This window comes from Candidatus Ryanbacteria bacterium CG10_big_fil_rev_8_21_14_0_10_43_42 (assembly GCA_002793915.1).
In the GTDB taxonomy this organism is placed as follows: domain Bacteria; phylum Patescibacteriota; class Minisyncoccia; order Ryanbacterales; family 2-02-FULL-48-12; genus 1-14-0-10-43-42.
In genome coordinates, this window is sequence record PFEF01000008.1 from 16545 (window position 1) to 40826 (window position 24282).

Sequence of the window (24282 nt, forward strand, 5' to 3'; positions counted from 1 at the left end):
CATCCGGGCAAGTTAACTCTACTAGGAACACGACACATCAATAATCGCCGGGCGGGCGATCATATCAAAATCGTTTCCACCGAGCGAAAAACCTTTCGGGTCTTTCGCAATTGATGACGGCATGGGACCCGTTGTCATACGTATCCATGCATCCAAGGACGCATGGTATAACCACGGAATTCCCGAAACGACTTTCAGATTTGTCGTTCCAGAGCATATCTCGTTCTCTCTGAAATATGCCTCTTTGTGTTTTATAATAACTCTAACAACGCCACACCCCTCTTTAAATTTTTTCTCAACCTCACCAACCACACGCCCGGCGTCAACTTTAGAAACAACGCAAGATGCCGCCGGTATGGTCGATGCTGATACGGGAGTAGTCGGGGAAACGGGCGCCATAACAATTGGAGCAGGAACAACACCGGCTCTCTTTATATTGTGCGGGTTGTTAGGATACGCTTCCCCCGCTTTGTAGAAAAAGCCGTCATGGCTATCTACAGCTCTTTCCAACAAATGCGGGGGACTTATTGATCGTGTGTTTCCTCCGCCTTTTGAGAAGGCATAAAAGAATAAAACTAACACTAGGAGGCCTACAATCGACAGTACGGCGTCGCTTTTTACTATGTGTTTCAGTAAAGTGGCGACGACAACCCAAAGAATAAGAAAGGCCAGCAGAAGCCCCCAAAAAAATGAAATGCCTATGGAATCAGCAGTAATGTGCCCCATGGCCGCTAATATTTCTACGGGCTTTTTACCAGAGAGTTTCTGCCGCCATGAAATGCCGTCAATAATCCCTATTTTCTCCTCGCCGGCGCTTTTCTCGCATGCCGCCAAACGAGTTTTTCTATCCGAAAGAAGTTTTTCCCGTTCGGCGTTTTTCTTTACCCACTCGTCCGTTTCCACATCCAGCGTAACAAGTTCGTTTGTTACATCGGCAATTTTCTTTGCATAAGAATCACCGATGTAAGCACACGCCTTATTAGTGTACTCTCGAACTTTGTCTGTTGTCATTTCAACAGCGGTAGCCGGTTTTCCGCAACTCAGAACCGCATTTTCCATTTCAGACATACGGATACGAGCCGCTTCATCACGCTCTCTTAGAGAAAGACTTCCTCCTCGGAAACGAATATCTTCAATATCCTTTTCCCATACTCTCCGAACCATACCGCAGAATAATTCCGTCTCCACAGTGAGAAGATCATCAACGGAAGAACATTCCGCCCGCGCCATTTGAGCATGAGCCTGATACTTAAGAAGGTTCAGTTTTTCCGTTTTTTCCGGAACGGAACCTGTTCCCGCCACAACTTCTTCCATCTCTTCTTCCCACGAATCACGAATAAGGTAGCAAAGATCCGCTTTCGGCATTTCTCCCAATGGAGGCCGAATTTCTTCAGCTATTTTTTTCTCCGTGATCTGACGCCTTTCTATTGTTGCCCCGTGAAGCCATGGGATATTGTTACTTGCCCATAGCCCGATGTTTAAGGAACCGATGTTCCATACAAGCAAAATCCTTGCAAGAACAACAGCCAAGACGAAAAGAAACGCCCATTTCCGTATTCGGCCGTGATAACTAAGAAAATACCTGAATCGGAATATCAAGTATAAAGCCAACCCAGCTAAAAGCACGGTTCCGAAAAAGATTGTTCCCCAGTCGGGTATAAGACCAACCCAACTAAATAAGAAAACAGCAAAGATAACCAACAACAGCTCTCCAAATATTCTTCTCGTACTCATGGTGCGTCCCCTTTTTTTCGTTTAGCGTCTTCTTCGGAAAAACCAGAGACTCCGGAAAATATCGGCAAGGGGCGCAATGCCACCGGAAAACATTTCCCAAAACTTTGGTCGCCCCTCGCGCTCTGGGGTATCTCCTTCGAGGTCTTCCAATACTCTCTTTTTACCCCATCTAAAAGCGCGGATAATACCTCCGATGCTTGCATACAAATACATGAGAATGGTAGTAGCCCACAAAAGCCATAGAAGTTCCCAAAGAGAATCGATGCGGGAAATTTCCTTGATTTCCGGTAAAACCGGCTCTTCCGGCTTTTGAGGAATCGGCGGCAATCCTTGGAGTTTCCGCGTTCTTTGAATTCTCTTCTGTGCCGTAAGGTGGTCTCCCCACCGCACATATGCATTATATTCGGAAAGACGCTCTTCATATTCGTTCTTCTTCTGGTCAAACTCTTCCTGCGCCATTCTTTCTTCTTCGGTAGCCCCCAGCAATACTTCCGCTGTACTGAAGTAATTAAAGTATGCGAAAGTACAAAGAATTGAAAGACCAAGAAGTATGTGTGCTATCTTACTGGCGCGTTTTGAGACTTTCACAACCGGTGGTCCGAACACATCAAAGTTTTCTGTTCGTTCCAACGGTGGAGATTCGATGAAGAATTTTGTTCGGCTCCGTATAAAGAGCCTGCGCTTCACATATCCCTCCAATGGAATAACGATGTCAATAATCCTTTTCTCGAACCCTTTCTCATATACGCTTAAGACGCAGGTTCCGGCACATGGATTTTTATCCTTATCCCACATGCGCACGGTGTATGAAACTTCTCCCGCCTCTGTTTCTTCGGGTGATTGTTCAAGAATTTTCATATCAAAGTCTGCTGCAACAATTGGTTTTAAAACCGTTATCGTGTCGCTTTGCCGCACGCTTGACTTCTCCCGAATATATGCGGCAACAACATGCTGTCCCGGAATAAGGTCGGTTATGTTATATACCGCCTTGCCGCCTGCACCAGAAGACATGTCCGCAACAACCCTTCCATTGAGATCAAACGAAATTGTTTCGTTTACCTCTTTTTTGTCATCGCGAGAAACAATAGCCGTAAGTATAACACTGCCCTTGCCATCCAGATCCGTCACCGGATCCGTATGCTCAAGGTGTATCTTAAACACCGGCTCTTTCGGTTTCGAGATGGAAATTTTTTTATCTTTCCTTATCGTTGTTCCCACAACCTGCGCGCTTACCGTATGACTGCCTGGCTCAATGCCGCGCATAACGAGAGATGCATTTCCGTCTTCCTCGGAAGACAGCGTTTCATACACCACCTCATCAAGGAAAAAACGTATTTCAACACCTTCAATGGGGGTATTATTTTTTTGTGACAGCGTAACTGCCACGGTAACATACCCCACACCATCTTCTTCTTTTGGCTCAGAAACACGCAAAACAAGTTTTGTGCCAGACAGATTAAGGTGGTTCTTGTCTTCTTTTTTTTCTTCTCCTTGAGGGTGACTTATGGTTATAGTCACTTTTTTTTGGCAGTCCCAGCAATAGGGGCCGCTCCAGTTAACAACATTACTCACACCGCAAAGCGGGCACGTTACGTTCTCCATAAATCACCTCTCTTTTTTCAAATTATTGATTGCAATATAACACTTTTTTATTAAAAAGTCAATAGTTTAAACACTTCATTCTACGTTTTTTATTATTTCTTTTTTCTTTTATATAAAAACACTCCAAATGGTGTAAATGAAGCGTTATTGACAAATAAGAAATTTACTGTATTTTTAATAACAAGACAAAGGAGAGCATACATGGAACGCCTTATATTGTTTTTTGTTATTTGGGCTGTTTTATCCGGATGGGAAGATAATAAAATAGCGTTTCGAAAAAGCGCTCTAATATTGGTTTATATTCATATCGGTATTCTTTTTTTTATTCCTCTGGGCGTCATTGGCCTCACGGCAAAAGCCGGTGGATTGGCCATTATACTGGGTTTTGCCGTAGGTGTGTTTATTTTTCTTTGTATTTTTATAGAAATGCTGGGGTGCCTTGCCTGGTATTACGGCGTGCGAGAAGATGGTCGTAGGGGTGAAGCTTCCTGGCGCATTCCTCTTCTTATTGTAGGCGGACTGCTCTGGATTATAGGCCTTCCAAACACGCTTTTCTTCTGACAATACTCCTTTTTATAAGGAGTTTTTTATTGCGCGTCACTCTTCTTTCCGGCGGCGGCCGTGAAACGCCTTATGCACTTCCCGAAGCTGTTTATCCGTAAGGTGTGTATATACCTGTGTGGTTGTTATATTCGTATGCCCCAACATAACCTGTACCGAGCGCAAATCGGCGCCGTTTATAAGAAGATCGGTGGCAAACATGTGCCTTAACGTGTGAGGGGTTACTTTTTTTGGAATACCCGCCTTAAGGGCATAGTACTGTAATATACGCTGAACAGAACGAGGCGTTAGACGTGTTGGTTCTGTAAGCGCATTTCCCTTATGCGCACTTACAAAAAGGGCCGGAGTAATATCTCCGCGCTTATCAGTATATGATTTTATGGCTTTTTTTGCGCCATCAGACAGAAAAACAACGCGTATTTTTCCTCCCTTTCCCCGAATGGAAAACTCATCTCGATCAAGCGGTATCGATTCTTTATCCAAAGAACAAAGCTCGGATACGCGAAGACCCGTTGAAAACAAAAGCTCTAGAAGCGCCTTATCCCGCAACACTGAAAGGGAAGACCCCTTTGGCGCATCAAGCAAACGCTCTAAATCCCGCTCATCTATTAAGTCAATTTCGCGCCCGTCTGTTTTTGCCAGCTCTATTTTTTCCGGAATAAGCGATGGCTCGTCCCGGCGCACAAGATATTTCAGAAATCCCCGAAGGGCGATAAGGTGGTAATTCTGGGTTTTTCTGTCTAATGCGGCTCTGTTAAGCCATAATCGGTATTGTCGCACAACTTCATCCGTAATAGCTTCCGGCTTTGTAACTCCTGAAAACCGAATAAACCGGGTAAGATACCGCCTATAATTATCAATGGTTTTCCTGCTCCGTCCCTTTTCAATCTCAAGATAGGCAAGATAATCGTCAATAAGCTTCATGCTTTTCATTGTACCAAATTGCCCCCTATTATGCTTACATATGGCAAAAGTTGCCGGTTACTTTATAAAGGGGGCTTGCAAAAAACCGCACACTATGGTAGTATGCGTGTACATGATTCCCGCAAAAGAAAAATCAAAAGTTATAGCAAAATTCCGTATCCATGAGAAGGATACGGGTTCTTCTGACGTACAGATAGCCGTTGTAACGGAAGAAATTACCCGCCTCGCGGATCATTTGAAAAAAAATCCCAAAGATAATCATTCCCGCCGCGGACTTCTTAAAATGGTAGCTAAGCGGAAAAATCTTCTTGCTTATCTTGCTCGTGAAGATGACGGACGTTATCAAGGTGTAATCAAAAAACTCGGCTTAAAGAAATAATGCCACATCTTATACTAGGTGGTGTTATTTTTATAAAACATACCATAAAACGTAAAGACACATAGGTTTAGCCATGACTTAAGGAACAGATAGACCGTCATGGATAACAGGAAGACATGCTAAATATGTGTGCCGTAAAGAAGAATTATGACAAGACCTCTCTATCCTGCTGAACGTGTTGCGGTGTTTATCGATGTACAAAACATGTACCATTCCGCGCGCAGTTTACATAATGCGCGCGTAAATTTTAAAGAAATACTGAAAGAAGCCGTGGCCAACCGCCACCTTATCCGTGCGTTTGCTTATGTAATACGTACAAAAACGGGGGAAGAACAGCCGTTTTTTGAGGCACTGCAAAAGCAAGGTATCGAAATTCGCGTACGTGACCTCTTGGAGTTTTACGGGGGTGCTAAAAAGGCGGATTGGGATGTCGGTATTGTCATCGATGCTATTCGTACATCCGAAATTGTGGATGCTATTGTTCTGGTAAGCGGGGATGGAGACTTTGTTGATCTGATCGATCATTTGCGTAGCCGCGGACGGCATATTGAAGTTATGGCATTCGGCAAATCAACCTCAAGTCGCTTAAAAGAGGCGGCCGATACATTTATAGATATTTCCGAAGAACCGAAAAAATACCTTATCAACATTAAAAAAGGTTCCAGTAAACCATAATAATAATTAATATATTAATAACGCAGTTGAAAGGAAAGGTCTGTAGATAGATAGATGCTTACTCATAGCAAGGCGTCTAAAATCTGGAGATCTGTACCGGAATACTGCGTATTCCATCAATGGAAACTAAACAATTCTCTATAGAAGTTGCCGGAAAACCGCTTGTGGCGGAATTTTCTCCTTTAGCCGAACAGGCAAACGGATCTGTACTAGTACGCTACGGGGAAACCGTCGTATTTGCTACTGCCGTTATGGACAAAAAAGAACGCGAAGGAGCAAAATTTTTTCCGTTAATGGTAGATTACGAAGAAAAATTTTATGCCGCGGGGCGTATTTTAGGCTCACGTTTCATGCGACGGGAAGGGCGCCCTTCCGAAGAAGCTATTTTAATGTCGCGCGTTATCGACCGCTCAATTCGTCCGCTATTTGACCACCGCATGCGAAACGACCTTCAGGTAACAGTAACGGCTCTTGCGGTAGATGAACAAAATGACCCCGATGTACCCGCACTCTTTGCGGCTTCTTTGGCGCTTGCCGTTTCAAATATTCCCTGGAATGGTCCGGTAGCCGCCGTACGCGTCTGTAAAACGGCTGAAGGGATGCATAGCATAAATCCCACATACGAAGAGCGGGAAGATAATACTCTTGATACGTTTTTTACCGGTGTTCCCGGGCACATAAACATGATTGAAGCTAGCGCCAAGGAAGCATCCGAAGAAGAATTCATTACGGCATTTGAAGAAGGGTCCGCCGTAATAAAACAACTTATTGCATTTCAAAATGATATCGTAAAAGAGATGGGCGTTCCCAAACGAACTATTAAGCTTCCGGAGCCTACCGATGAACTCATAAAAGCGCTCGCCGCATATGAAGAACGCGTGGAAGATGCCATATATGAAACCGATAAAGTTCTTCGTGCCGAACGCATGAACGATATGATGAACGAATGGATGAGCCACGTTGCTGAATCTTATCCCGATGCATCAGCCCAGCTCGCGGAACATATGTTTGAAGAGCTTATGAATAATATCGTACACCGCAACATACTGGACAAGCCGGATGGTGAAGAAAAACGCGCCGACGGACGTGCTCTTAATGAAATTCGCCCCCTCTTTACCAAAACACATATTACCGAAAGGAATCATGGGTCTGCTATATTCTATCGCGGACAAACACACATCCTTTCCGTGGCTACTCTTGGCGCTCCGGGAGATTCGCTCCTTATTGAGGGTATGGAGGTACGCGAAAAGCGGCATTTTATGCATCATTATAATTTCCCGCCATTTTCGGTAGGAGAAGTAAAACCCATGCGTGGTCCGGGGAGACGCGAAATTGGGCATGGAGCCCTTGCCGAAAAAGCACTTCGTGGCGTCATTCCGCCAAAAGAAGATTTTCCCTACACCATTCGTGTTGTTTCGGAAACATTCTCTTCAAATGGATCATCCTCGATGGGTTCCGTATGTGCATCTTCCATGGCACTTATGGATGCGGGTGTACCTATTAAAGCCGCTGTCGCCGGTTCCTCTATGGGACTCATGGTGCGTCACGACAAAGCAAGCGGAAAAGTAATCTATAAGGTTCTCACCGATATCCAGGGCGTTGAAGATCATTTAGGCGACATGGATTTCAAGGTTGCCGGCACGCGTACCGGTATCACCGCCATTCAGCTTGATATTAAAGTGGAGGGCGTTACGCTCGACATGATCCGCGATGCATTCGCGGAAGCCCGCAACGGCCGGCTTAAAATTCTCGATGCCATGGATGCCACTATAAGCGAAACTCGGAAGGAAATTTCTCCCTATGCACCGAAAATAATTACCATGACGATAAAGCCCGATAAAATTCGTGAGGTTATAGGACCGGGTGGAAAAGTCATTAACGAAATTATCGATCAAACCGGATGTCAGATAGACATAGAACAGGATGGCTCTATCTTCATCACCGGAACAAACACGGAAACGGCAATGGAGGCGCAAAAACTTATCGAAGAAATTGTGCAAGATTATGAAGTGGGGCAGAAATTCACCGGACGCGTAACACGTCTCTTCAACTTTGGAGCCATGGTTGAAATCGCGCCGCGCACGGAAGGAATGGTACATATCTCTGAATTGGCGCCATTCCGTGTCGAGCAGGTAACCGATATGGTAGATGTAGGGGATGAAGTGCCGGTAGAAATTATCGCTATTGATGACATGGGACGTATTAATCTCTCTATAAAGCGCGTCGCCACTCTTGAGGCAAAAAATCCCTCCGCAGGCAAATCATCCTCTCGTCCGCCTTCTGAAAACACTCCTTATAAGGGAAAACATGCTCCACGCGACAGACATGATCGTTCATAGATAGTGTAATAACTAGTAAAAACAACTGGTGGTACAAACATACCGCCTGTTTTTTGTATGACACCCGCCGAACGTACTTATAAACAACGTATACCGCATCTGCCACTTATCACTTTCTGCCTCCTACGGTATACTAAACACCATGGATGAAGAAAAACAACCAATAAATGAATCGCCGTCCGATAAATCAACAAGTCCGTTTGGAAGACAATCGGAAAAAAAACTTCCTCCCCAAGAAGATTCAAAAGAAGAAAAAGAAACGTCTACACCGGAAGAACTTCTGCCGCACATTCGCACAATGAAATATGACGTACAACACTATGTAAAGGAAAAAAATCTTTCTTTTTCGGACCTTGTCGCTAAACAACAACAAAAACAATCCTCCGAACCCTTCGTTCGGGAAGACCCTATTTCCGAAAAAGGATGGTTTCGGGGCGTATTAGGTCTTATCCTTCTTATTGTTCTTGGCATCGGCGGATACGGCGGATTTGTACTCTTCACCACGCGAAACACCCTTCCGGCTGAAGAAGCCCCTCCGGCAAAAGCATTTATTGTGGTGGAAGACCGTGAAGTTATAACCGTCCGCGACGGAGACCGTGCCGGCCTTCTGCAAAAGATCGAAGCTTCTCGCCGTGACCGCCTGCCGTCACGTTCCATAAAACACGTTGTTATACGACTTGAATCATTCGGTGGCGGATCTCGTTTTGCCACCATTGAGGACTTCTTTTCCATTCTAAAATTTCAAGTTCCTTCCGGATTTATGAATAATTTAGAAGATAAGTTTGATCTTCTTGTATATTACCGTCCCGATGGTGCTAACACTGCCCTTATTCTTGACGCGAAAGATGACGAACGCGCTCTTTCGCACATGCTTTCCTGGGAATCAAGCATCATGTTTGATTTCCGAAATCTCTATTTCGATGATGCCGTAACACAACCGTCTCAACTTTTTGAAGATACGGTTATTCGAAACATAGACGTTCGCACCCTCGCCCTCGGAGGCGGGCTCACGTTTTCCTACGGTATTTTTGCCGAAGATCTTCTTCTTCTTTCAACATCGGAAGAATTCCTTGAAATCCTTATAAACCGCCTCTTCGTCTCTCCTCCACGATAGACTTCCTCTCCCAAAAACCCTATAATAGACTCGTTACCAGAATATACTATTTGTAATCCATGACCTTAGATATCAACAATTTCAAAGCGAAACTCGAAGAAGAGCGGACACAATTGGAAATCCAGCTTTCGAAAGTCGGGCGGCGGAATCCGGAAAATCCTGAAGATTGGGAGCCAAAATTTGACGACATCAACGAACAAGAGTCCAGCGCTGATGAAATGGCGGACAAGTTTGAAGAAATGGAACAAACACTTGCCCTTCAAAATAATTATGAAAGCCGTCTTAATACGGTAAAGACCGCGCTCGCTAAAATTGAGGCGGGAACTTACGGACAATGTCCGAAATGCAATAAAGCAATCCCTCTCGAGCGCCTTGAAGCCGATCCGGCGGCGGGATGTATGTGCGAAGAAGCTTAGTTTTAAGCAATAGAAAACTTCTCCCACACAAGACAAAGCCCATCCTTGAAGGTCGTCTTGCTTACTAAAACAGACATGCTATAAAGAACATACGGGGAATACACACTGCCCTGTATTTTTTTGTCTTAATCTTTCCTAATAAGAGAACAACCTAAAAACTAACCTCTGAAAATGTCCGTAAAAATTCATTCAGCGGAAATTGTCGGTATTGATGGCGCTATTATAGACGTGGAGATCGACCTATCACCCGGTTTACATACGTTTTCAATCGTGGGACTCGCCGATAAAGCGGTGGACGAATCCCGGCATCGTATAGCGGCCGCTATAAAGAATTTCGGTGCCCGTCCACCGCATAAAAAAAATAATCGTGTTACCGTTTCCCTGGCACCTGCCGATTTGAAAAAAGAAGGTCCGGCATTTGATCTTCCTATAGCTCTTGCTTATCTTTTAGTATCTGAACAGGCAATTTTTACACCGGAGGGAAAGCTGTTTTTAGGAGAGCTTGCACTTGACGGCACACTTCGTCCTGTTAAAGGCACTCTTTCTCTTGCCATAGCCGCACAAAAATATGGCTATAAAGAATTATATGTCCCGTATGGAAACGGTATGGAAGCGGCGCTCGTTAACGGCATAACTGTTTATGAGGCGCGTCATCTGAAAGATATTGTATACCACCTTGAAGGATCCTCTCCTCTTTCTCCCGTTCCTATTACGAGCACAGAAAAAAAATCAACGGAACACCATGCGGACTTTTCCTACATAAAAGGACAGGAAGCCGCTAAACGCGGACTTGAAATTGCGGCGGCCGGCGGACACAATATAGCATTATCCGGACCTCCCGGCTCTGGTAAAACACTTCTTTCCCGCGCACTTCCGTCCATACTTCCACCACCCGAACGTGAAGAAATTATGGAGATTACTCAAATTCATAGCATTGCGGGCATATATCCGCCGCATGAGGGTATTATTACGGAGCGCCCGTTCAGAAGCCCGCATCACACAGCGTCCCACGTTGCTCTTGTGGGAGGGGGAACGACACCGCGCCCGGGAGAAATTACACTGGCACATCGGGGAATATTATTTTTGGATGAATTTCCGGAATTTGAAAAACGCGTACTGGAAGCGTTGCGTCAACCACTAGAAGACGGTGTTATCTCTATTTCCCGCGCCCGGGGATCCATCACATTTCCTGCACGCATTATGTTGGTTGCCGCTATGAATCCGTGCCCGTGCGGAAATACGGGAAGCGCTAAAAAGGAATGTATATGTCCACCGCATGCAATAGACCGATATGCACGAAGAATATCCGGCCCTATTATGGATCGCATTGATATGTGGCTTACCGTAGATGCCGTTGAACATGACAAATTATCCCTTAGTAAAAATGGAGAACCGTCGAGCACTATCCGAGATAGAGTAGAAAAAGCACGCATTATTCAAAAAGACCGCCTGAAAAAAACTCCCTACATTACCAATAGCGATATTGGTGCAAAACACATACAAACGTTATGTGTACTCTCTTCAAAGGCGGATGCAACATTACAAAATGCGGCGAGCGCACTGGAACTTTCGGCACGAAGTTATCACCGCGTTATAAAAATAGCCCGCACTATCGCAGACCTTGCCGGAGAAAATATCATCTCTGAAAATCACATTCTGGAAGCCATTCAATACCGTCCCCGAAAACAAGAATAAAGAATGGAGAAGTAAGCGCGCCATACCCGTCTCCCTTAAGAAACTCAATCCATTATTTGTCTAAAAACTACTACAGATGCCCGCTAGAAAGGATTTTTAGCGCCCCGAACTTCAAAATGCACATGACATCCCGTGGACCGTCCGGTTGATCCGATCGTACCAATCGTTTGCCCCTGCACGACGTACTGTCCAATGGAAACCCAGTTTGCGGTATTGTGCGCATAAAGCGTCTGGGTGCCGTTTGCATGTGATATTACGATATAATTTCCGTACCCGCCATTCCATCCGGATGCCCGAGAGACAATTACCGTTCCGGAGGCGGATGCATAAATAGGGGAACCACACGAAAGTGCTAAATCCACACCATTAAACCCATGTAAATCTTGTGTTTTCTTTCCACCACCTACAGGACGGATATAATAGCCGGAAGCATCTTTTAAATTGCCTATATTAATCCGAAGCTGACTTGTACCTGCCGCTATCACGCGCTCTTTTGTTACCTCTCCATCGGGAATAATAACCTCATCCCCAACAGCAAGCACCGCATCCGCCGAAAGATCATTATAGGCAAGAATTTCATCCAGATCTCCGCTATATTTTTTCGCAATGGACTGAAGAGTATCGCCCTTTGCAACAGCATGACGAATTCCCGTTACCGGCAAAATAACCAAAACATCTCCCGGTTTGATAAGATCCCCGCGCGTTATATTATTCGCCCAGATAATGGTATTGGTTGTTACCCCAAACATGCGCGCAATGATGGAAATATTATCGCCCTCGCGTACGGTATAAAGCGTAATACTATCGGTCCTTATTTCTTCCACATCGGCAATGCTTCCCAAAGGACCCACCACCGGAAGAAGGGTACTCGCATCTATAATGGGAAGCGATGCTCCTCCGGTAGCCGCCGCTTTTATATCCGGATTATGTGGTGCCTCCAAAAGAGGCATGGTTTGAAGAGATGTAGTTCCGTCATAATCCGCATCCGCTTCTTGCAACACATTATTAAGCCCTAAAAGACCGCCTATAAATGAAAAAAGCCCGGCGTGTGCCTGCTCTATAGAAAACAAGGATATGGTAAGCGCAACTACGACAAACAGGATTGCCTTTTTAAATCGGTACAAAGAAAGACGTTTTGATTTTTTCTGCGTACTAATGGAATTGCATATAATGATAATCTTCTAAATATGCGGAAAAGCGACAATAACACGGAGAAATTTCAGAGTACGGAGCGTTCTATATACGTCCTACCATGATACCAATCTTACCATACCGTGCAATATTGACAATAAAATAGTATTATTGTATATTATATTTAGTTAAATTTACCTGTGTAATCTTGCGCCAAAGAGGAGGCAAGTATGACCGATGTTTCGTATCTTTACGGGAACTTTGTCGAGGGTATTACAAAAAAAAGAGCCCCGGTGAAGGGAATTGTGGTAGGGTTTCAAGAAGGAGAAATTAAGGATTCTGTCCCGGAAATTTATCTTTTGATCGAGCGAGAAAATGGATTTCTGGAATCTATCTTATTTGAAGGAACAAAAGTCATAATATAAGCCTGCTTACGGGGCTTTTTTCTTTGTATATTATATTGCCTGCTTTCTTATTATCCTCTAGCCGTCCTCTCATGTTATCCTTTCTGTATCGCTACACTATAATCCTATGTCGCAAACAAACATCTTAAACGATCTGAATCCCGCCCAACAAAAAGCCGTTCTTACCAAAGACGGCGCTCTTTTGGTTATTGCCGGCGCCGGATCCGGGAAAACAAAGGTGCTCGTACACCGCATTGCACGCCTTATAGAAACAGGCGTTCGTCCTGAAAACATCCTTGCCGTTACCTTTACCAACAAAGCCGCCCGCGAAATGAAGGAACGTGCCATTCAACTATTAACAGGAAACGCACGCTCCGGCGAAACACCCACACCCAAAACCACGCCATGGATAGGCACTTTTCACGCATTGGGCGTTTATATTCTCCGGCGACACGGCAGTCATCTGGGCATCCCCGGCAACTTTACCATTCTTGATGAAGATGAGGCGCGGGCCCTCGTGAAACGGCTTTTAAAAGAACGTTCCGCTGACCCAAAACAATTTCCGCCCGCCCGCATACGCCAAATGATTTCTCACATGAAAAATAATCCCGCGACAAAACATGACGAAGAAGAGGAACACACCTATCCCGAAATAATACGAGATGTATTTCGGGCGTATGAAGAAGAACTTGAACGCGCACATACGCTCGATTTTGATGATCTGCTCGTGCGCACTCTTCGCTTGCTATCCGAATATCCCGACGTTCTTGCGGCATATCACCGTACATGGCCGTACATTATGGTGGACGAATACCAAGACACAAACCATATACAATACACCATAACGAAACTTCTAAGCAAAGGGTCCGGTAATATTATGGTAGTGGGAGATATAGATCAGGCAATTTATTCGTGGCGGGGGGCTAATTTTCGCAATATTTTGGCATTTGAAAAAGATTGGCCCAAAACAACAGTCATAACGCTTGAACAAAATTACCGCTCAACATCAATAATTCTTGAGGCGGCAAATACGCTTATCAAAAACAATAACGAACGGCGGGAAAAAAACCTCTGGACGGCAAATGAGGGAGGGGATCGTATTCGCATTACCGTAACGGACGACGAGCGACAAGAAGCGCGATATGTTTTGCGAACCATTCATGCTCTTACCCAAAAACATACGCGCCTTAACGATATAGCTATTTTGTACCGCACCAACGCACAATCCCGTGCCATTGAGGAAGAACTAATAAAACACGCTGTTCCATACCGCCTCGTAGGAGGCACGCGATTCTACGAAAGAAAAGAAATACGGGACATGCTTGCTTATATGCGTATTGCGCAAAACCCGGAAGACGTCATAAGCATGGATCGCATTCGCAACGTTCCCGCGCGGGGCATCGGAAAGGTTCTCGCGGAAAAATACAAGAATAACATTCCTCTCACACCAAAGGAACAGAAAAAGATTTCCATTTTTGAAAACATACGGCGCATACTGGAAGAAGCGCGTGCCAAGAAACCCGTAAGCGAATTTTTACAGACAATCATCCGGCATACGGCGTATGAATCTTTTTTGCGGGATGGAACAGCAGAGGGAGAAGACCGCTGGGCAAATATTCTTGAGCTTTTTACGGTGACAAAAGAATATGATTCCGTGCCAGCTCCGCGCGGAACGGAGCAATTTTTAGAGGAAGCATCCCTTCTTGCCGATGCCGACACGGTGGATGAAACAACGGGTGCTGTGCATCTTATGACCGTACACGCCGCAAAAGGGCTGGAATTTAATACCGTATTTGTTGTAGGACTTGAAGAGGGTGTGTTTCCCCACAGCTTAAGCGCATTTTCAGGGGATGAACTCGAAGAAGAACGCCGCCTGTGTTATGTGGCTCTCACACGGGCAAAATCACAGCTATTCCTCACTATGGCACGTACCCGCATGCTTTACGGAGAAAAAACATGGAATGAACCGTCGCGATTTCTTGCGGAAATTCCGGAACATCTCATAACAGAAACACCATCCAAACCGGCTATTCAAGAAGAAGATATCATAGGCTACGACATAGGATAACAACATGCATCCCAAAAAATCCCTCGGGCAAAATTTTTTAACCTCAAAAGAAACGGCAGGGCGCATAGTACGCGCGGCTACTCTTTCGCCGGGAGACGTTGTGTTGGAGGTGGGGCCCGGAAAAGGAATATTAACAGAACTTCTTCTGGAAACAGGAGCTGTAGTATTTGCCATAGAAAAAGATCCGCGCATGGTTCTCTTTCTGAAAGAAAAATTTGCGGATAAAAAAAACTTCACCATTACGGAAGGGGATATTTTAGACAGCACCGTCCATGACGTACTGCCCGATACTTATTCTATTGTCGCTAATTTGCCGTATTATATTACATCACATTTCCTGCGCCTTTTTTTGGAAGAATTAAGAAAAAAACCCGTGTCCATGACGCTCATGGTACAGCGCGAGGTGGCTGATCGTATTATAGCGCGCCCGCCGCACATGAGTTTATTGTCGCTTTCCGTGCAAGCTTTTGGTACACCAAAAAAAATACTCAACGTATCCCGCAAACAATTCTCACCGCCACCCGATGTAAATTCTGCGGTAATTACCATACAACAAATTTCTGATGCGTTCTTTATAAAAAATAATACAACGCCCCAAGAATTTTTCCCCGCAATCAAAAAAGCATTCTCCCAGAAAAGAAAAATGCTTCGTTCATCAATAGGCATTGCGGGGAAATGTTCCACAAAACGCCCACAAGAATTGTCGTTGCAAAACTGGCTGGATATAGTACCTCTAATAAAAAATGCTTTGTGAACTCACAAAGTATTTTTACTTACGAGACCGGAATATATCCGTCCGGTCCTCGTTTGTAAATTTTTTCCCCCGGTGTGGCCGGAGAAAGTGAAAGAGGAGAAGATCTCGCTCGGGGAGCCACGTTCGCCTGCAATGGAATCACGAACGACTCATACTTTCTACCATTAAAGACAGAAAACGCGAGTTGTTTATATTCTCCCGACGGGAAGAATATACTGCCGGATACCGTACCTCCCGGTGCAAGCGTAGCGCTTTGTATCTGAGTTTCGTGCAAGCGTGCAAGTTCCTGCTGTGGATTTCCTGTAAGAGCATGTTGCAGTCCCGCTCCAAACATACGCCCGGCATACGGCACCGATGATCCGAGCATCACAGCCCCTATTCCGAGAGAATTTAATCCTAATGAATCAACGGGTTCGCTCCACGATTTTTGCGGAGCCAGAGCGCTTGTCTGATGTCTATACAGGCCGTTAACATCAACGCCTTGTACGGATGAGATTGTGATAGGAATATTCCCTTTGTTCGTGGCGCTAAACTGAAACTCTGTCCAACGCGCACTGCCGGACACCGGCCGAACAAACACACTAAGGGAACCGTTCCTTGTTTCCACGCCTTTACCGGGTACGCCAACCTCTTTTGGCGCAAACACACCCCCGATTGCCCGTCCGGCAAACTCACTTGCTATATTGGTTGCCGTGTACTGCATTAACGCAGGGCCTGCGGCCGTGCACCCCGAAAGGGAAAGCACAACACACCACCCCAACATCCTTGAGAGGTTCACGTTCATAACCTCCTCCTTTCGTAAAGTTATATTGAATTATTAATACCACATATTATTTAAAAAAGCAAGTCTGTTCTCGAATCGCATACCGTATAATACGAATCATATATTACCCGCACCCGCATATACCCGTCTGTGGATCCCATATGGCATTTGGCCAGGCGCCGCACTGTAAATTAAGGCATCCGAGCGGTATGGTGCATCCCATGGAATGCGGTCCACAATCGGGAACGCTTACACACACAAAACCGGTACAATTAAGTCCGCAATTACAACAGCCAATCACGCTGTTAAATCCCGGCACCGTAAAAAATGGGGCATCATCCTTATAGCAATCTCCCCCCAATCCAAATGATGATCCCCCCGTTACCCATGACGCACGTGCTTCTTGTGGAATTAAAACAAAGGCGACAGCATCCAGTATATCCCGTACAAGATCATGCGTATTTTCCGTACTTATAAGAAACTTTTGCCCGCCAAGCATCACAGAAACCGATTTAAACTCCCTTTCATAACTCTGCCGCTCCCGCGTAACATCATCTTTAAGCGTGGTTGTAATATGATATATATACACTTCTTTCTGCTCTTCCGTAATAAAACCGCGTTCGGCGGCATATGCCACGAGTTGCCGTAAAATAACACTGATTTCTTCGTCCGTAGCGGGATTCGGATTAATATCCTTTTCATCAATAAACCCTTCATTCTTCATAAGAAGCTGTACATTATACAAAGAATCCCTGTACGTCGGCGGCCATAACCGGTCAAAAACAAGCTCTTCAATCTCTTCCGGAGAACGTTCTGGTGTTTTGTCGGGGGAAGAATCTGTAGTTGCAGGAATAGAAGAATGTTCCTTTTCCGGTACCTCGTCTTGATTTATGTGCGGTAATAATGTCACCACATTGTTTTTTATCGTTTCAAACACATCATATTGAGTGTTATTATCATCGCTTTCTTTTATTGCGGAAAATAGAGGAACTTTTTCATGCAAACCGCCCGTATATTCTTTCTCCGATAATGATACATATGACGAGGAAGAATAATCTTTACTCTCACGAGACAACTCATTGTCTTCTCCATAGCGCGTGCCTAAAAAAACCAGGGATAGTAAAACAAAAGCAAGTACTGATCCGCCGCCTAAAAAAAATATTGTTTGTTTATCTATGCCGTACATATGTACATCATATACCGTACCATGCAAAATATATAGAGGTTCATAAGTTATCCACACGGAAAAACATAAATTTGTCACGGGAAAAGGTACAATATATTGTATTAGCGGTAATGTCCGTGCGTTTTGCAATACCTTCCTAGTAAAAAATTTTTTATATTCCTTTTTACTCTCACAATACTCTTGAGTGTGGGATGGTATTTAAATTCTCCAAAAACACATCAGACAATACAGACAAACACATCATCCAAGAAAAAGGATTCCTCCACAGGCATCATAGCCAAAAAAGATACGGACGGCGACGGACTTCTTGATTGGGAGGAAACTCTCTGGGGAATGAATCCCGACAATCCCGATACTGACGGGGATGGTATTTCTGACAATGAAGAGGTTCTAGCACAGGAACACACGCTTTCTCTTGAATCCATCGCATCCATATCACCCGCCTCCGATACGCTTTCTGACGACGAACCGCCTTCTCTCGTTGCTCAAATTGCCCAAGATTTCGGAAAAACGTATCTCCAACAAAAATTCACCACCTCATCAATTGATACGGAGCGCATGAGTACGGATCTTGTAACAAAACTGCAAAATACCATTGTCGAAGAATCATCCCGAAATCTTTCCTCACCCTTTAGTGAAAAAGATATTATTGTGATAAAAGAAAACTCCTCATCCGCTCTGCTTACCTATATAAATGGGCTCGGAAATGCCATACAAAGCATGCCTCATATTGAAAAAAACGGCATACTGCTGTTTACTCTCGGACTTTCCAAACAAGAAATTATCAGTGAAGATCTTTTTACTGAAGAGCTTACGGGCTACCTGACACTTATAGAGTCGCTTAAAAAAATTCCCGTACCGAAATCCATGGCAGATACTCATATCGCTCTGATGAATAACTTCTGGCATCAGTATCAAATTATACGCAGTCTTTCGAAAGTGGACAGCGATCCGGTTCGAGCGCTTGCGGCATTCAATCGCTATCCCGAAATTGCCGAAGAATCCCTCTCTCCTCTTGGCGCTATTATAGATAGTATTGTTCAAAACGATCTCTCCTTTACCGAAGAAGACGGCGGTCTGGTGTTTGTCAGTTATAAGGAATTACGCAAATGAAATTTCTTTCCCTACTACGACAGTCTTTCAGATCTCACACTCTTGTTAAGGGAGGTGTTGCTCTTTTTATAGTTGGTAGTATATTCCTTCCATTCGTTCGTACGGCCGATGCCGTAGTTCCCGTACACTGCCCGACCATCTGCCAAACATGGGATGTTGCGCTTTCGGGAAAAATAGGCGCATCACCCGAAAGATGGTTTGCCACGAAAGAACATAGTTCAACCGGCCTTGCAAGCGTTACGGGGATCGTTGACGCAATAACAAACCCTTCACTCGATGCCATTCTTTGGGAAATAGCACGCGTTATCTTACGACAATTCGCTGAAAATATTATTGAATGGATTAAAACCGGCCAAGATCCGTTCTTTTTCGGCGGTACAAACGGGGGGTTATTCGTAACAAACATAGATGAGTTTGTGCTTGATGCGGCGGATAATGCGGCAGGCGTCTTTCTTTCGGAATATTTGGGAGATGCATATGATAATCTATGTTCTCCGTTTCGTCTTGATGTAGCACTTGGCCTGGGACACAGTTACGGGCGTGATTACGGCAGTTTTAAATATCAGGCACGGTGCAGTATAACCGACATTGTTGCCAACCTCGAAGATTTTTATAACGATTTTGAAAACGGCGGCTGGGAAGCATGGTTTGCAACGTCTCGCTATGAAAATAACCCCTTAGGCCTTCTTACTCTTTCCGTGGAAACTTCCATTGGCCGCGAAACGCGCGCCGCAAATGCCAACATTCTTGATTTTTCAGCCGGTCTCGGTTTTCTGGGTCTTCGCGAGTGTCCGCCGGAAAACCAGATTCCCGGCCCCACACAGGATGGAAAACCGCTTTGTAAAAATAACGGCTACATAACAAAATCTCCCGGAAAAGCCGTAGAGGATCAATTAGCCGATGCACTTGGTCAAGATATCCGTCAGCTGGAAATAGCCGATGAAATGAACGAAATTATTGCCGCCATTTTTGATGAACTTCTTTCCTGGGCATTGGGAGGCGCCGGCGGGGGACTCCTTGGTTACGAAAAAGGATCCGTTCCTGATTTTCCGGATCCCGGCGATACGGGAGCGCTTTCCTGTGCCCGCGCAACAGGAAAACCCAGTGGCTGTGAATGTTCATTTAATGAACAGTGCGCAAGTAAAATATGTAATGGAAGTCTGGTATGTGAGGCACCTCCAACACCGCCCGATATTCCCGGAGGAGGAACAACACAGTGCTCGGACGGTTTTGATAATGATGGCGATCGCCTTATAGATTCCGCCGATCCCGATTGTGTTGATGCAAATGACGATTCAGAAGCTTACCCTCTTCCCGAATGTAGTGATGGTCTTGATAATGACGGGGATTTACGAATTGATTTTCCTGTTGATCCCGAATGTCCCAATGCTCTCTTCAACGACGAAACAGGAGGACCACCACCTCATTGTAGTGATGGTCTTGATAATGACGGGGATAGCCTCATCGACTGGCCGGATGACCCGGGATGCAGAGACATATTTGATGATCGTGAAACGGATACTCCAAACCCGACTGAAAACTAAAACAAACAAGATTACATAATGATTTCTTTTTTGCAAAATAAAATACTCCTTTTTAGTGGCATACTCCTACTTACGCTGTTTGCGGTGTTTTCGCCGGCGGTATCGCATAGCGCGGATGCTCAATTTTATTCCGAATGCATAAATAACGTAATACCGGGAAAAATCGAATATGCTTTATGCGGCGAGGGCGCAACACTAAAAGCCGCCGCAGACGCTTGTGCGGCAAAAGGGTGTACAGGGCTTCAATTTCAATGTCTTGGATCCTCGGCGGGATCTTGCCCCACACCTCCTGTTGATCCCACCGCCACACTCACAAAGGCAGCCGGTGGTGCCGTCGTGCAGTACGTTCTTCCGAGTGTTATCAAGGCTCTTATCGGTATAATACAATTTCTTAATTCCGTTCTTGTCTGGGTGGTGGGAATTGTGGCACGTCTATTTGATCAAGCTGTTGCCATAGCGCTTGCCGGCTTTGGACAATTAAAATTTATTGAACTGGGCTGGACTATCGCGCGCGATGTTGCCAACATATTCTTTATTCTTATTCTTCTTGTTATTGCCATTGCCACCATCCTGCGTGTTGAAACATACGGCATAAAACAACTCCTTCCGCGCCTTGTCATTACCGCTCTTCTTATCAACTTTAGTTTGGTAATATCATTTGCCGTGGTAGATGCGTCCAATCTGTTAGCGCTTCAATTTATAGAGCCCATTTATCCGGTATCTAATAAAATTGCTGATGTTATGAATATCAGCCAAATAACAGCGCTTAACGCGGGCACTTCACCAAGAACAGAAATTGAGTTTACCGATGCGGTTACTAACGGTTTTTACGATGTTCTTAATAAGTACAATAACTCCCCTGTAGCAAATCCAAGCGCTGCGACCGCAATGGCTCTCGGCCAAGCTCCCAACCAGTTTGACCCTCTTATAGTAGATGGCTTGTTTCAGGTTATCATTCTTATTCTACTGCTCATTCTTATATTTGTGTTTATAGCGCTTGGCGCCCTTCTTATCATTCGCACCATTGCTCTCATGGTTATATTTGTTTTCGCCCCTATCGGATTTATCGCCGGCATACTCCCGCAAACAAAAGGATATAGCACGGACTGGTGGCGGGCACTGTTTAACTGGTCATTCTTCTTTCCGGCATCCGCCTTCATGATGTACCTTGCCATACAATACGGAAAAGAAATAAGCGCCATCGTACGAGATTCTCAAACGCTTAATACCGCCGCTCTATTCAGTTATGTGAGTATCGCCGCCATCCTGCTTGGCTCCATCTTGGTGGCAAAGAAAATGGGTATCTATGGAGCTGATGCCGCCATCAATATTGGCAGAAAGATACAAAAAAGTGCGCAAGGATATGCCGGTAGGGGAACTAAAAACTTAGGATTGCGAGCTACCGGGGGAGTAGCGCAAAGCGTCACGAAAGGCGTCTCAAGCATTCCAGTAATAGGCGGCGTACTAGCTAAAACTCCTGCCGCTATTGTGCGCGCAGACGAAAAGAGAAAAAGTGAAAAAGAAAAACAATACCGTGAAATTGCGAAAGGTTCCAAAACCGCCGTTCGAGCGGCACTCCAGGGAACAGCTCTTCCGGGCAATAAAGAACTTATCCGGCGCCTTGCCGTTGAAGAAGGAAAAGCGGATGCATTAGACACCGCAGACCTTAGGCGCGATCACGCAAAATACATCACCACAGGAAATACGAAAGCTATTAAGAATATTGAAAAAGTACTTCCTGAACTTGCCGCTACCCGCGGAGCAACTCCTCAAGAGCAGGAACTAAATCTCAACCAAGCGGTATCAAACCTAACCGTAAAAGATATTCAGGATAATCTTAGGGAAGATTCTCTTGCCAACGAAAAGGTTCAGAATGCGCTTCTTTTGGCGGCAAAATCAAATGTATTGGAAGCGGGATTGGATGAATTTGGAAAGAAATTTGGTGATGCATTGGAAAGCGCATACACTCGCTTAAAAAGCATTACACCGCCTCCCGGAACTTCTCAAGAACTGCATGCATACGATAAACTAAGCAGATCGACCGCGAAATTCTTTGTCGTAAGTCCGGGCGCTCAAATTCTTAATTCGAAAATAAGTCATGAAATTGCGTCTTCAGCTAAAACAAGAGGTCATAATTTTAATCCTTAATTTATATGGCAACACTTACACCACAAGAAGCGGATCAACGCATACAACGTCTCCCAAAGGCGCTTCGGCACGTTTTGTTTGCGGGAGCTACGGCTGACGCCGTATTTGATATTGGTACAAAATACAAACTTCTTATCGATAAAATGGGAGAACTGGCGTCCGAAATAGGCGACTTTATGATCGGTGCCACAAAACCAAATGAATTTGTCGGTAATTTGGAACGTCGCCTTCAAATAGATAAAAGCGTTGCAAAACAAATAGCCGACGATGTTAATAAGCAAATATTCGCCCCCGTCCGAAAAGAACTTCGTGAACTTCATGGCGTGGAAGAAAGCGATAAAGACACAAAAACGGAAGAGGTTCCCCAAAATATTGCGGAAACAACGGAACAAAGTACCGCTTCTTCCTTATTTGACGACAAACTTAATTTCGTAGAAGAAGAAGGAAAGAGTCTTTCTTTTGTAAAAAACAGCTCCATTGAAACATTAAAACGCGAACTTGATGAAGCGGTAGAAGAACCCCCTCACTTAAAAGAAAGTCATTCCTACTCACGGAATGACCCGTACCGTGAGTCCATCACCAATGATGCATCTCCGCCTCCAAAACCATTCCCTAAATCAATAAAACCGCCGGAAGAAAAAGCCCCGCCTCCGCCGGAAGAAAAGATCACACCCGCATCTCCCATGTTCTCCCGTCTTCCCGAAACAACCCTTCAACCCAAAAAGAATATTCCTCCCGCCGCACCTGTTCCGTATACAAATGAAAAACCTTTTTCTTCCTCTCCATTTAGAAAAATACCGTCTCCGGGACCAAAGGCTGTTATCGACATAGATACCATAGCCAATGAAAAAGTTTCTTTTACCCCTATAGAAAAGAAAAATGACCCGCCTCCACCGCTCACCTCTTCCTCGCAAGAAAAAGAGCCTGTTAAAGAAATAACCCCCGTATCTCCGCCTGAAATAGTATCTCTTGAAGAAAAATCTCCGGAAACCATACCAAAAGGAGGCGCTATCCCCACATTTCGCGGATTTTCCGCACAAAAGAAACAAGTGGAGGGCGTCCCTCGTGTACCGGATTACTTGCGTCCGGCCGCTTCTCCGCCTCCGCCAAAACCACCAACGCCACCCAAGCCAAACCCCGTAAAACAAAACCTTTCTCCTTCAAAACAAGATGAAAGCGATCCCTACCGCGAACCAATATCATAAAACACACTATCCGACCCTCACCATATACTTACATGCAACAATTTCAGGTACCACAATTTATTCAGGTGGAAGATAAAATTTTCGGTCCTCTCACCACAAAACAATTCTTCTATCTTCTGGGTGGAGGCGGGCTTTCCTTTTTATTTTGGTTTTTCTTCAATTTCTGGATCTTCATCATACTTTCCATTCCTGTCGTAGCACTCGCACTCGCACTCGCATTTTACACGGTAAATGGACAGCCTCTTGTTTCTGTTATCGGAAACTACTTTGGCTACATAGCACGCCCCCGTCTCTTTATCTGGAAAAAGAAGGAACATTTTTCCAAAAAAGATTCTGTCATAACGGGCGGAGGCGGGGGACTGCACATACCAAAAGTATCCCAGGATAAACTAAAGGACCTCGCATGGTCTTTAGATGTTATGGAGCATGTAAAGCGAGAACGTCCGCCAAACATTCGTGAAAATGCATTCCCCGCGAATAAAGATAAGGACAACGTCCCTCCGCGCACGACCGACGTCTAATAATAT

The 24282-nt window shown here is 44.9% G+C and carries 21 protein-coding genes; 15 read left to right on the forward strand and 6 right to left on the reverse strand.

All coding sequences use genetic code 11. The features are described from left to right. Positions 1–21: 21 nt before the first annotated feature. Together COU90_03735 and COU90_03740 are read right to left on the reverse strand one after the other, a co-directional pair. Positions 22–1734: a hypothetical protein gene (locus COU90_03735; protein ID PJE64183.1), complete on the reverse strand. Its 1713-nt coding sequence runs from the start codon at positions 1732–1734 to the stop codon at positions 22–24. Between the two features lie 21 nt (positions 1735–1755). Beyond that, entirely contained in the window at positions 1756–3336 is a 1581-nt protein-coding gene (locus COU90_03740) for a hypothetical protein (protein ID PJE64184.1), read from the reverse strand. A gap of 201 nt (positions 3337–3537) precedes the next feature. Here COU90_03740 and COU90_03745 point away from each other — a divergent pair, with 201 nt between their 5' ends. Next, positions 3538–3897, forward strand: a complete 360-nt coding sequence (locus tag COU90_03745) for a hypothetical protein (GenBank protein ID PJE64185.1) — start codon at positions 3538–3540, stop codon at positions 3895–3897. 36 nt (positions 3898–3933) lie between these two features. On the opposite strand, the gene COU90_03750 is transcribed toward COU90_03745, so the two are convergent. Further along, complete coding sequence (locus tag COU90_03750) at positions 3934–4830, reverse strand: hypothetical protein (GenBank protein ID PJE64186.1); 897 nt, start codon at positions 4828–4830, stop codon at positions 3934–3936. A gap of 103 nt (positions 4831–4933) precedes the next feature. On the opposite strand from COU90_03750, the gene rpsO reads away from it, so the two are divergent. The 6 genes from rpsO to COU90_03780 all read left to right on the forward strand — a co-directional run bounded on the left by rpsO (position 4934) and on the right by COU90_03780 (position 11439). Beyond that, positions 4934–5200: a 30S ribosomal protein S15 gene (gene rpsO / locus COU90_03755; protein PJE64256.1), complete on the forward strand. Its 267-nt coding sequence runs from the start codon at positions 4934–4936 to the stop codon at positions 5198–5200. 147 nt (positions 5201–5347) lie between these two features. Beyond that, positions 5348–5875, forward strand: a complete 528-nt coding sequence (locus COU90_03760; protein ID PJE64187.1) for a hypothetical protein — start codon at positions 5348–5350, stop codon at positions 5873–5875. A gap of 119 nt (positions 5876–5994) precedes the next feature. Next, positions 5995–8214, forward strand: a complete 2220-nt coding sequence (locus COU90_03765) for a polyribonucleotide nucleotidyltransferase (protein ID PJE64188.1) — start codon at positions 5995–5997, stop codon at positions 8212–8214. 142 nt (positions 8215–8356) lie between these two features. Next, positions 8357–9328: a hypothetical protein gene (locus tag COU90_03770; GenBank protein PJE64189.1), complete on the forward strand. Its 972-nt coding sequence runs from the start codon at positions 8357–8359 to the stop codon at positions 9326–9328. A gap of 59 nt (positions 9329–9387) precedes the next feature. Then, positions 9388–9744 carry a hypothetical protein gene (locus COU90_03775; GenBank protein ID PJE64190.1) on the forward strand — a complete coding sequence of 119 codons (357 nt, stop codon included), beginning with the start codon at positions 9388–9390 and terminating at the stop codon, positions 9742–9744. A 171-nt stretch (positions 9745–9915) separates the two neighbouring features. Further along, positions 9916–11439, forward strand: a complete 1524-nt coding sequence (locus COU90_03780; GenBank protein ID PJE64191.1) for a magnesium chelatase — start codon at positions 9916–9918, stop codon at positions 11437–11439. 83 nt (positions 11440–11522) lie between these two features. Here COU90_03780 and COU90_03785 read toward each other — a convergent pair whose 3' ends face one another. Beyond that, entirely contained in the window at positions 11523–12563 is a 1041-nt protein-coding gene (locus COU90_03785; GenBank protein ID PJE64192.1) for a hypothetical protein, read from the reverse strand. 237 nt (positions 12564–12800) lie between these two features. Here COU90_03785 and COU90_03790 point away from each other — a divergent pair, with 237 nt between their 5' ends. The 3 genes from COU90_03790 to rsmA all read left to right on the forward strand — a co-directional run bounded on the left by COU90_03790 (position 12801) and on the right by rsmA (position 15796). After that, positions 12801–12995 carry a hypothetical protein gene (locus COU90_03790; protein PJE64193.1) on the forward strand — a complete coding sequence of 65 codons (195 nt, stop codon included), beginning with the start codon at positions 12801–12803 and terminating at the stop codon, positions 12993–12995. 106 nt (positions 12996–13101) lie between these two features. Continuing rightward, entirely contained in the window at positions 13102–15042 is a 1941-nt protein-coding gene (locus COU90_03795; GenBank protein ID PJE64194.1) for an ATP-dependent DNA helicase PcrA, read from the forward strand. A 4-nt stretch (positions 15043–15046) separates the two neighbouring features. After that, a complete protein-coding gene (gene rsmA / locus COU90_03800) occupies positions 15047–15796 on the forward strand; it encodes a ribosomal RNA small subunit methyltransferase A (GenBank protein ID PJE64195.1) in 750 nt (249 codons plus the stop codon). Between the two features lie 19 nt (positions 15797–15815). Here rsmA and COU90_03805 read toward each other — a convergent pair whose 3' ends face one another. Together COU90_03805 and COU90_03810 are read right to left on the reverse strand one after the other, a co-directional pair. After that, entirely contained in the window at positions 15816–16559 is a 744-nt protein-coding gene (locus COU90_03805; protein PJE64196.1) for a hypothetical protein, read from the reverse strand. 124 nt (positions 16560–16683) lie between these two features. Continuing rightward, entirely contained in the window at positions 16684–17874 is a 1191-nt protein-coding gene (locus COU90_03810) for a hypothetical protein (GenBank protein ID PJE64197.1), read from the reverse strand. Here COU90_03810 and COU90_03815 point away from each other — a divergent pair. From COU90_03815 to COU90_03835, 5 genes are read left to right on the forward strand one after another with little or no spacing between them, the layout of a single operon-like run. Then, positions 17869–18858, forward strand: a complete 990-nt coding sequence (locus tag COU90_03815) for a hypothetical protein (GenBank protein PJE64198.1) — start codon at positions 17869–17871, stop codon at positions 18856–18858. The genes COU90_03810 and COU90_03815 overlap by 6 nt on opposite strands. Next, the gene (locus COU90_03820; GenBank protein ID PJE64199.1) at positions 18855–20402 is read left to right on the forward strand and encodes a hypothetical protein; all 1548 of its coding nucleotides are present in this window, start codon (positions 18855–18857) and stop codon (positions 20400–20402) included. Before COU90_03815 ends, COU90_03820 begins: the two co-directional genes overlap by 4 nt. Positions 20403–20420: 18 nt before the next feature. After that, positions 20421–22550 (forward strand): hypothetical protein, encoded by a 2130-nt coding sequence (locus COU90_03825; GenBank protein ID PJE64200.1) that lies wholly within the window; start codon positions 20421–20423, stop codon positions 22548–22550. Between the two features lie 5 nt (positions 22551–22555). Beyond that, on the forward strand, positions 22556–23755 hold the full coding sequence (locus tag COU90_03830; GenBank protein ID PJE64201.1) for a hypothetical protein: 1200 nt from the start codon (positions 22556–22558) through the stop codon (positions 23753–23755). Between the two features lie 32 nt (positions 23756–23787). After that, the gene (locus COU90_03835) at positions 23788–24276 is read left to right on the forward strand and encodes a hypothetical protein (protein PJE64202.1); all 489 of its coding nucleotides are present in this window, start codon (positions 23788–23790) and stop codon (positions 24274–24276) included. Positions 24277–24282 lie beyond the last annotated feature (6 nt).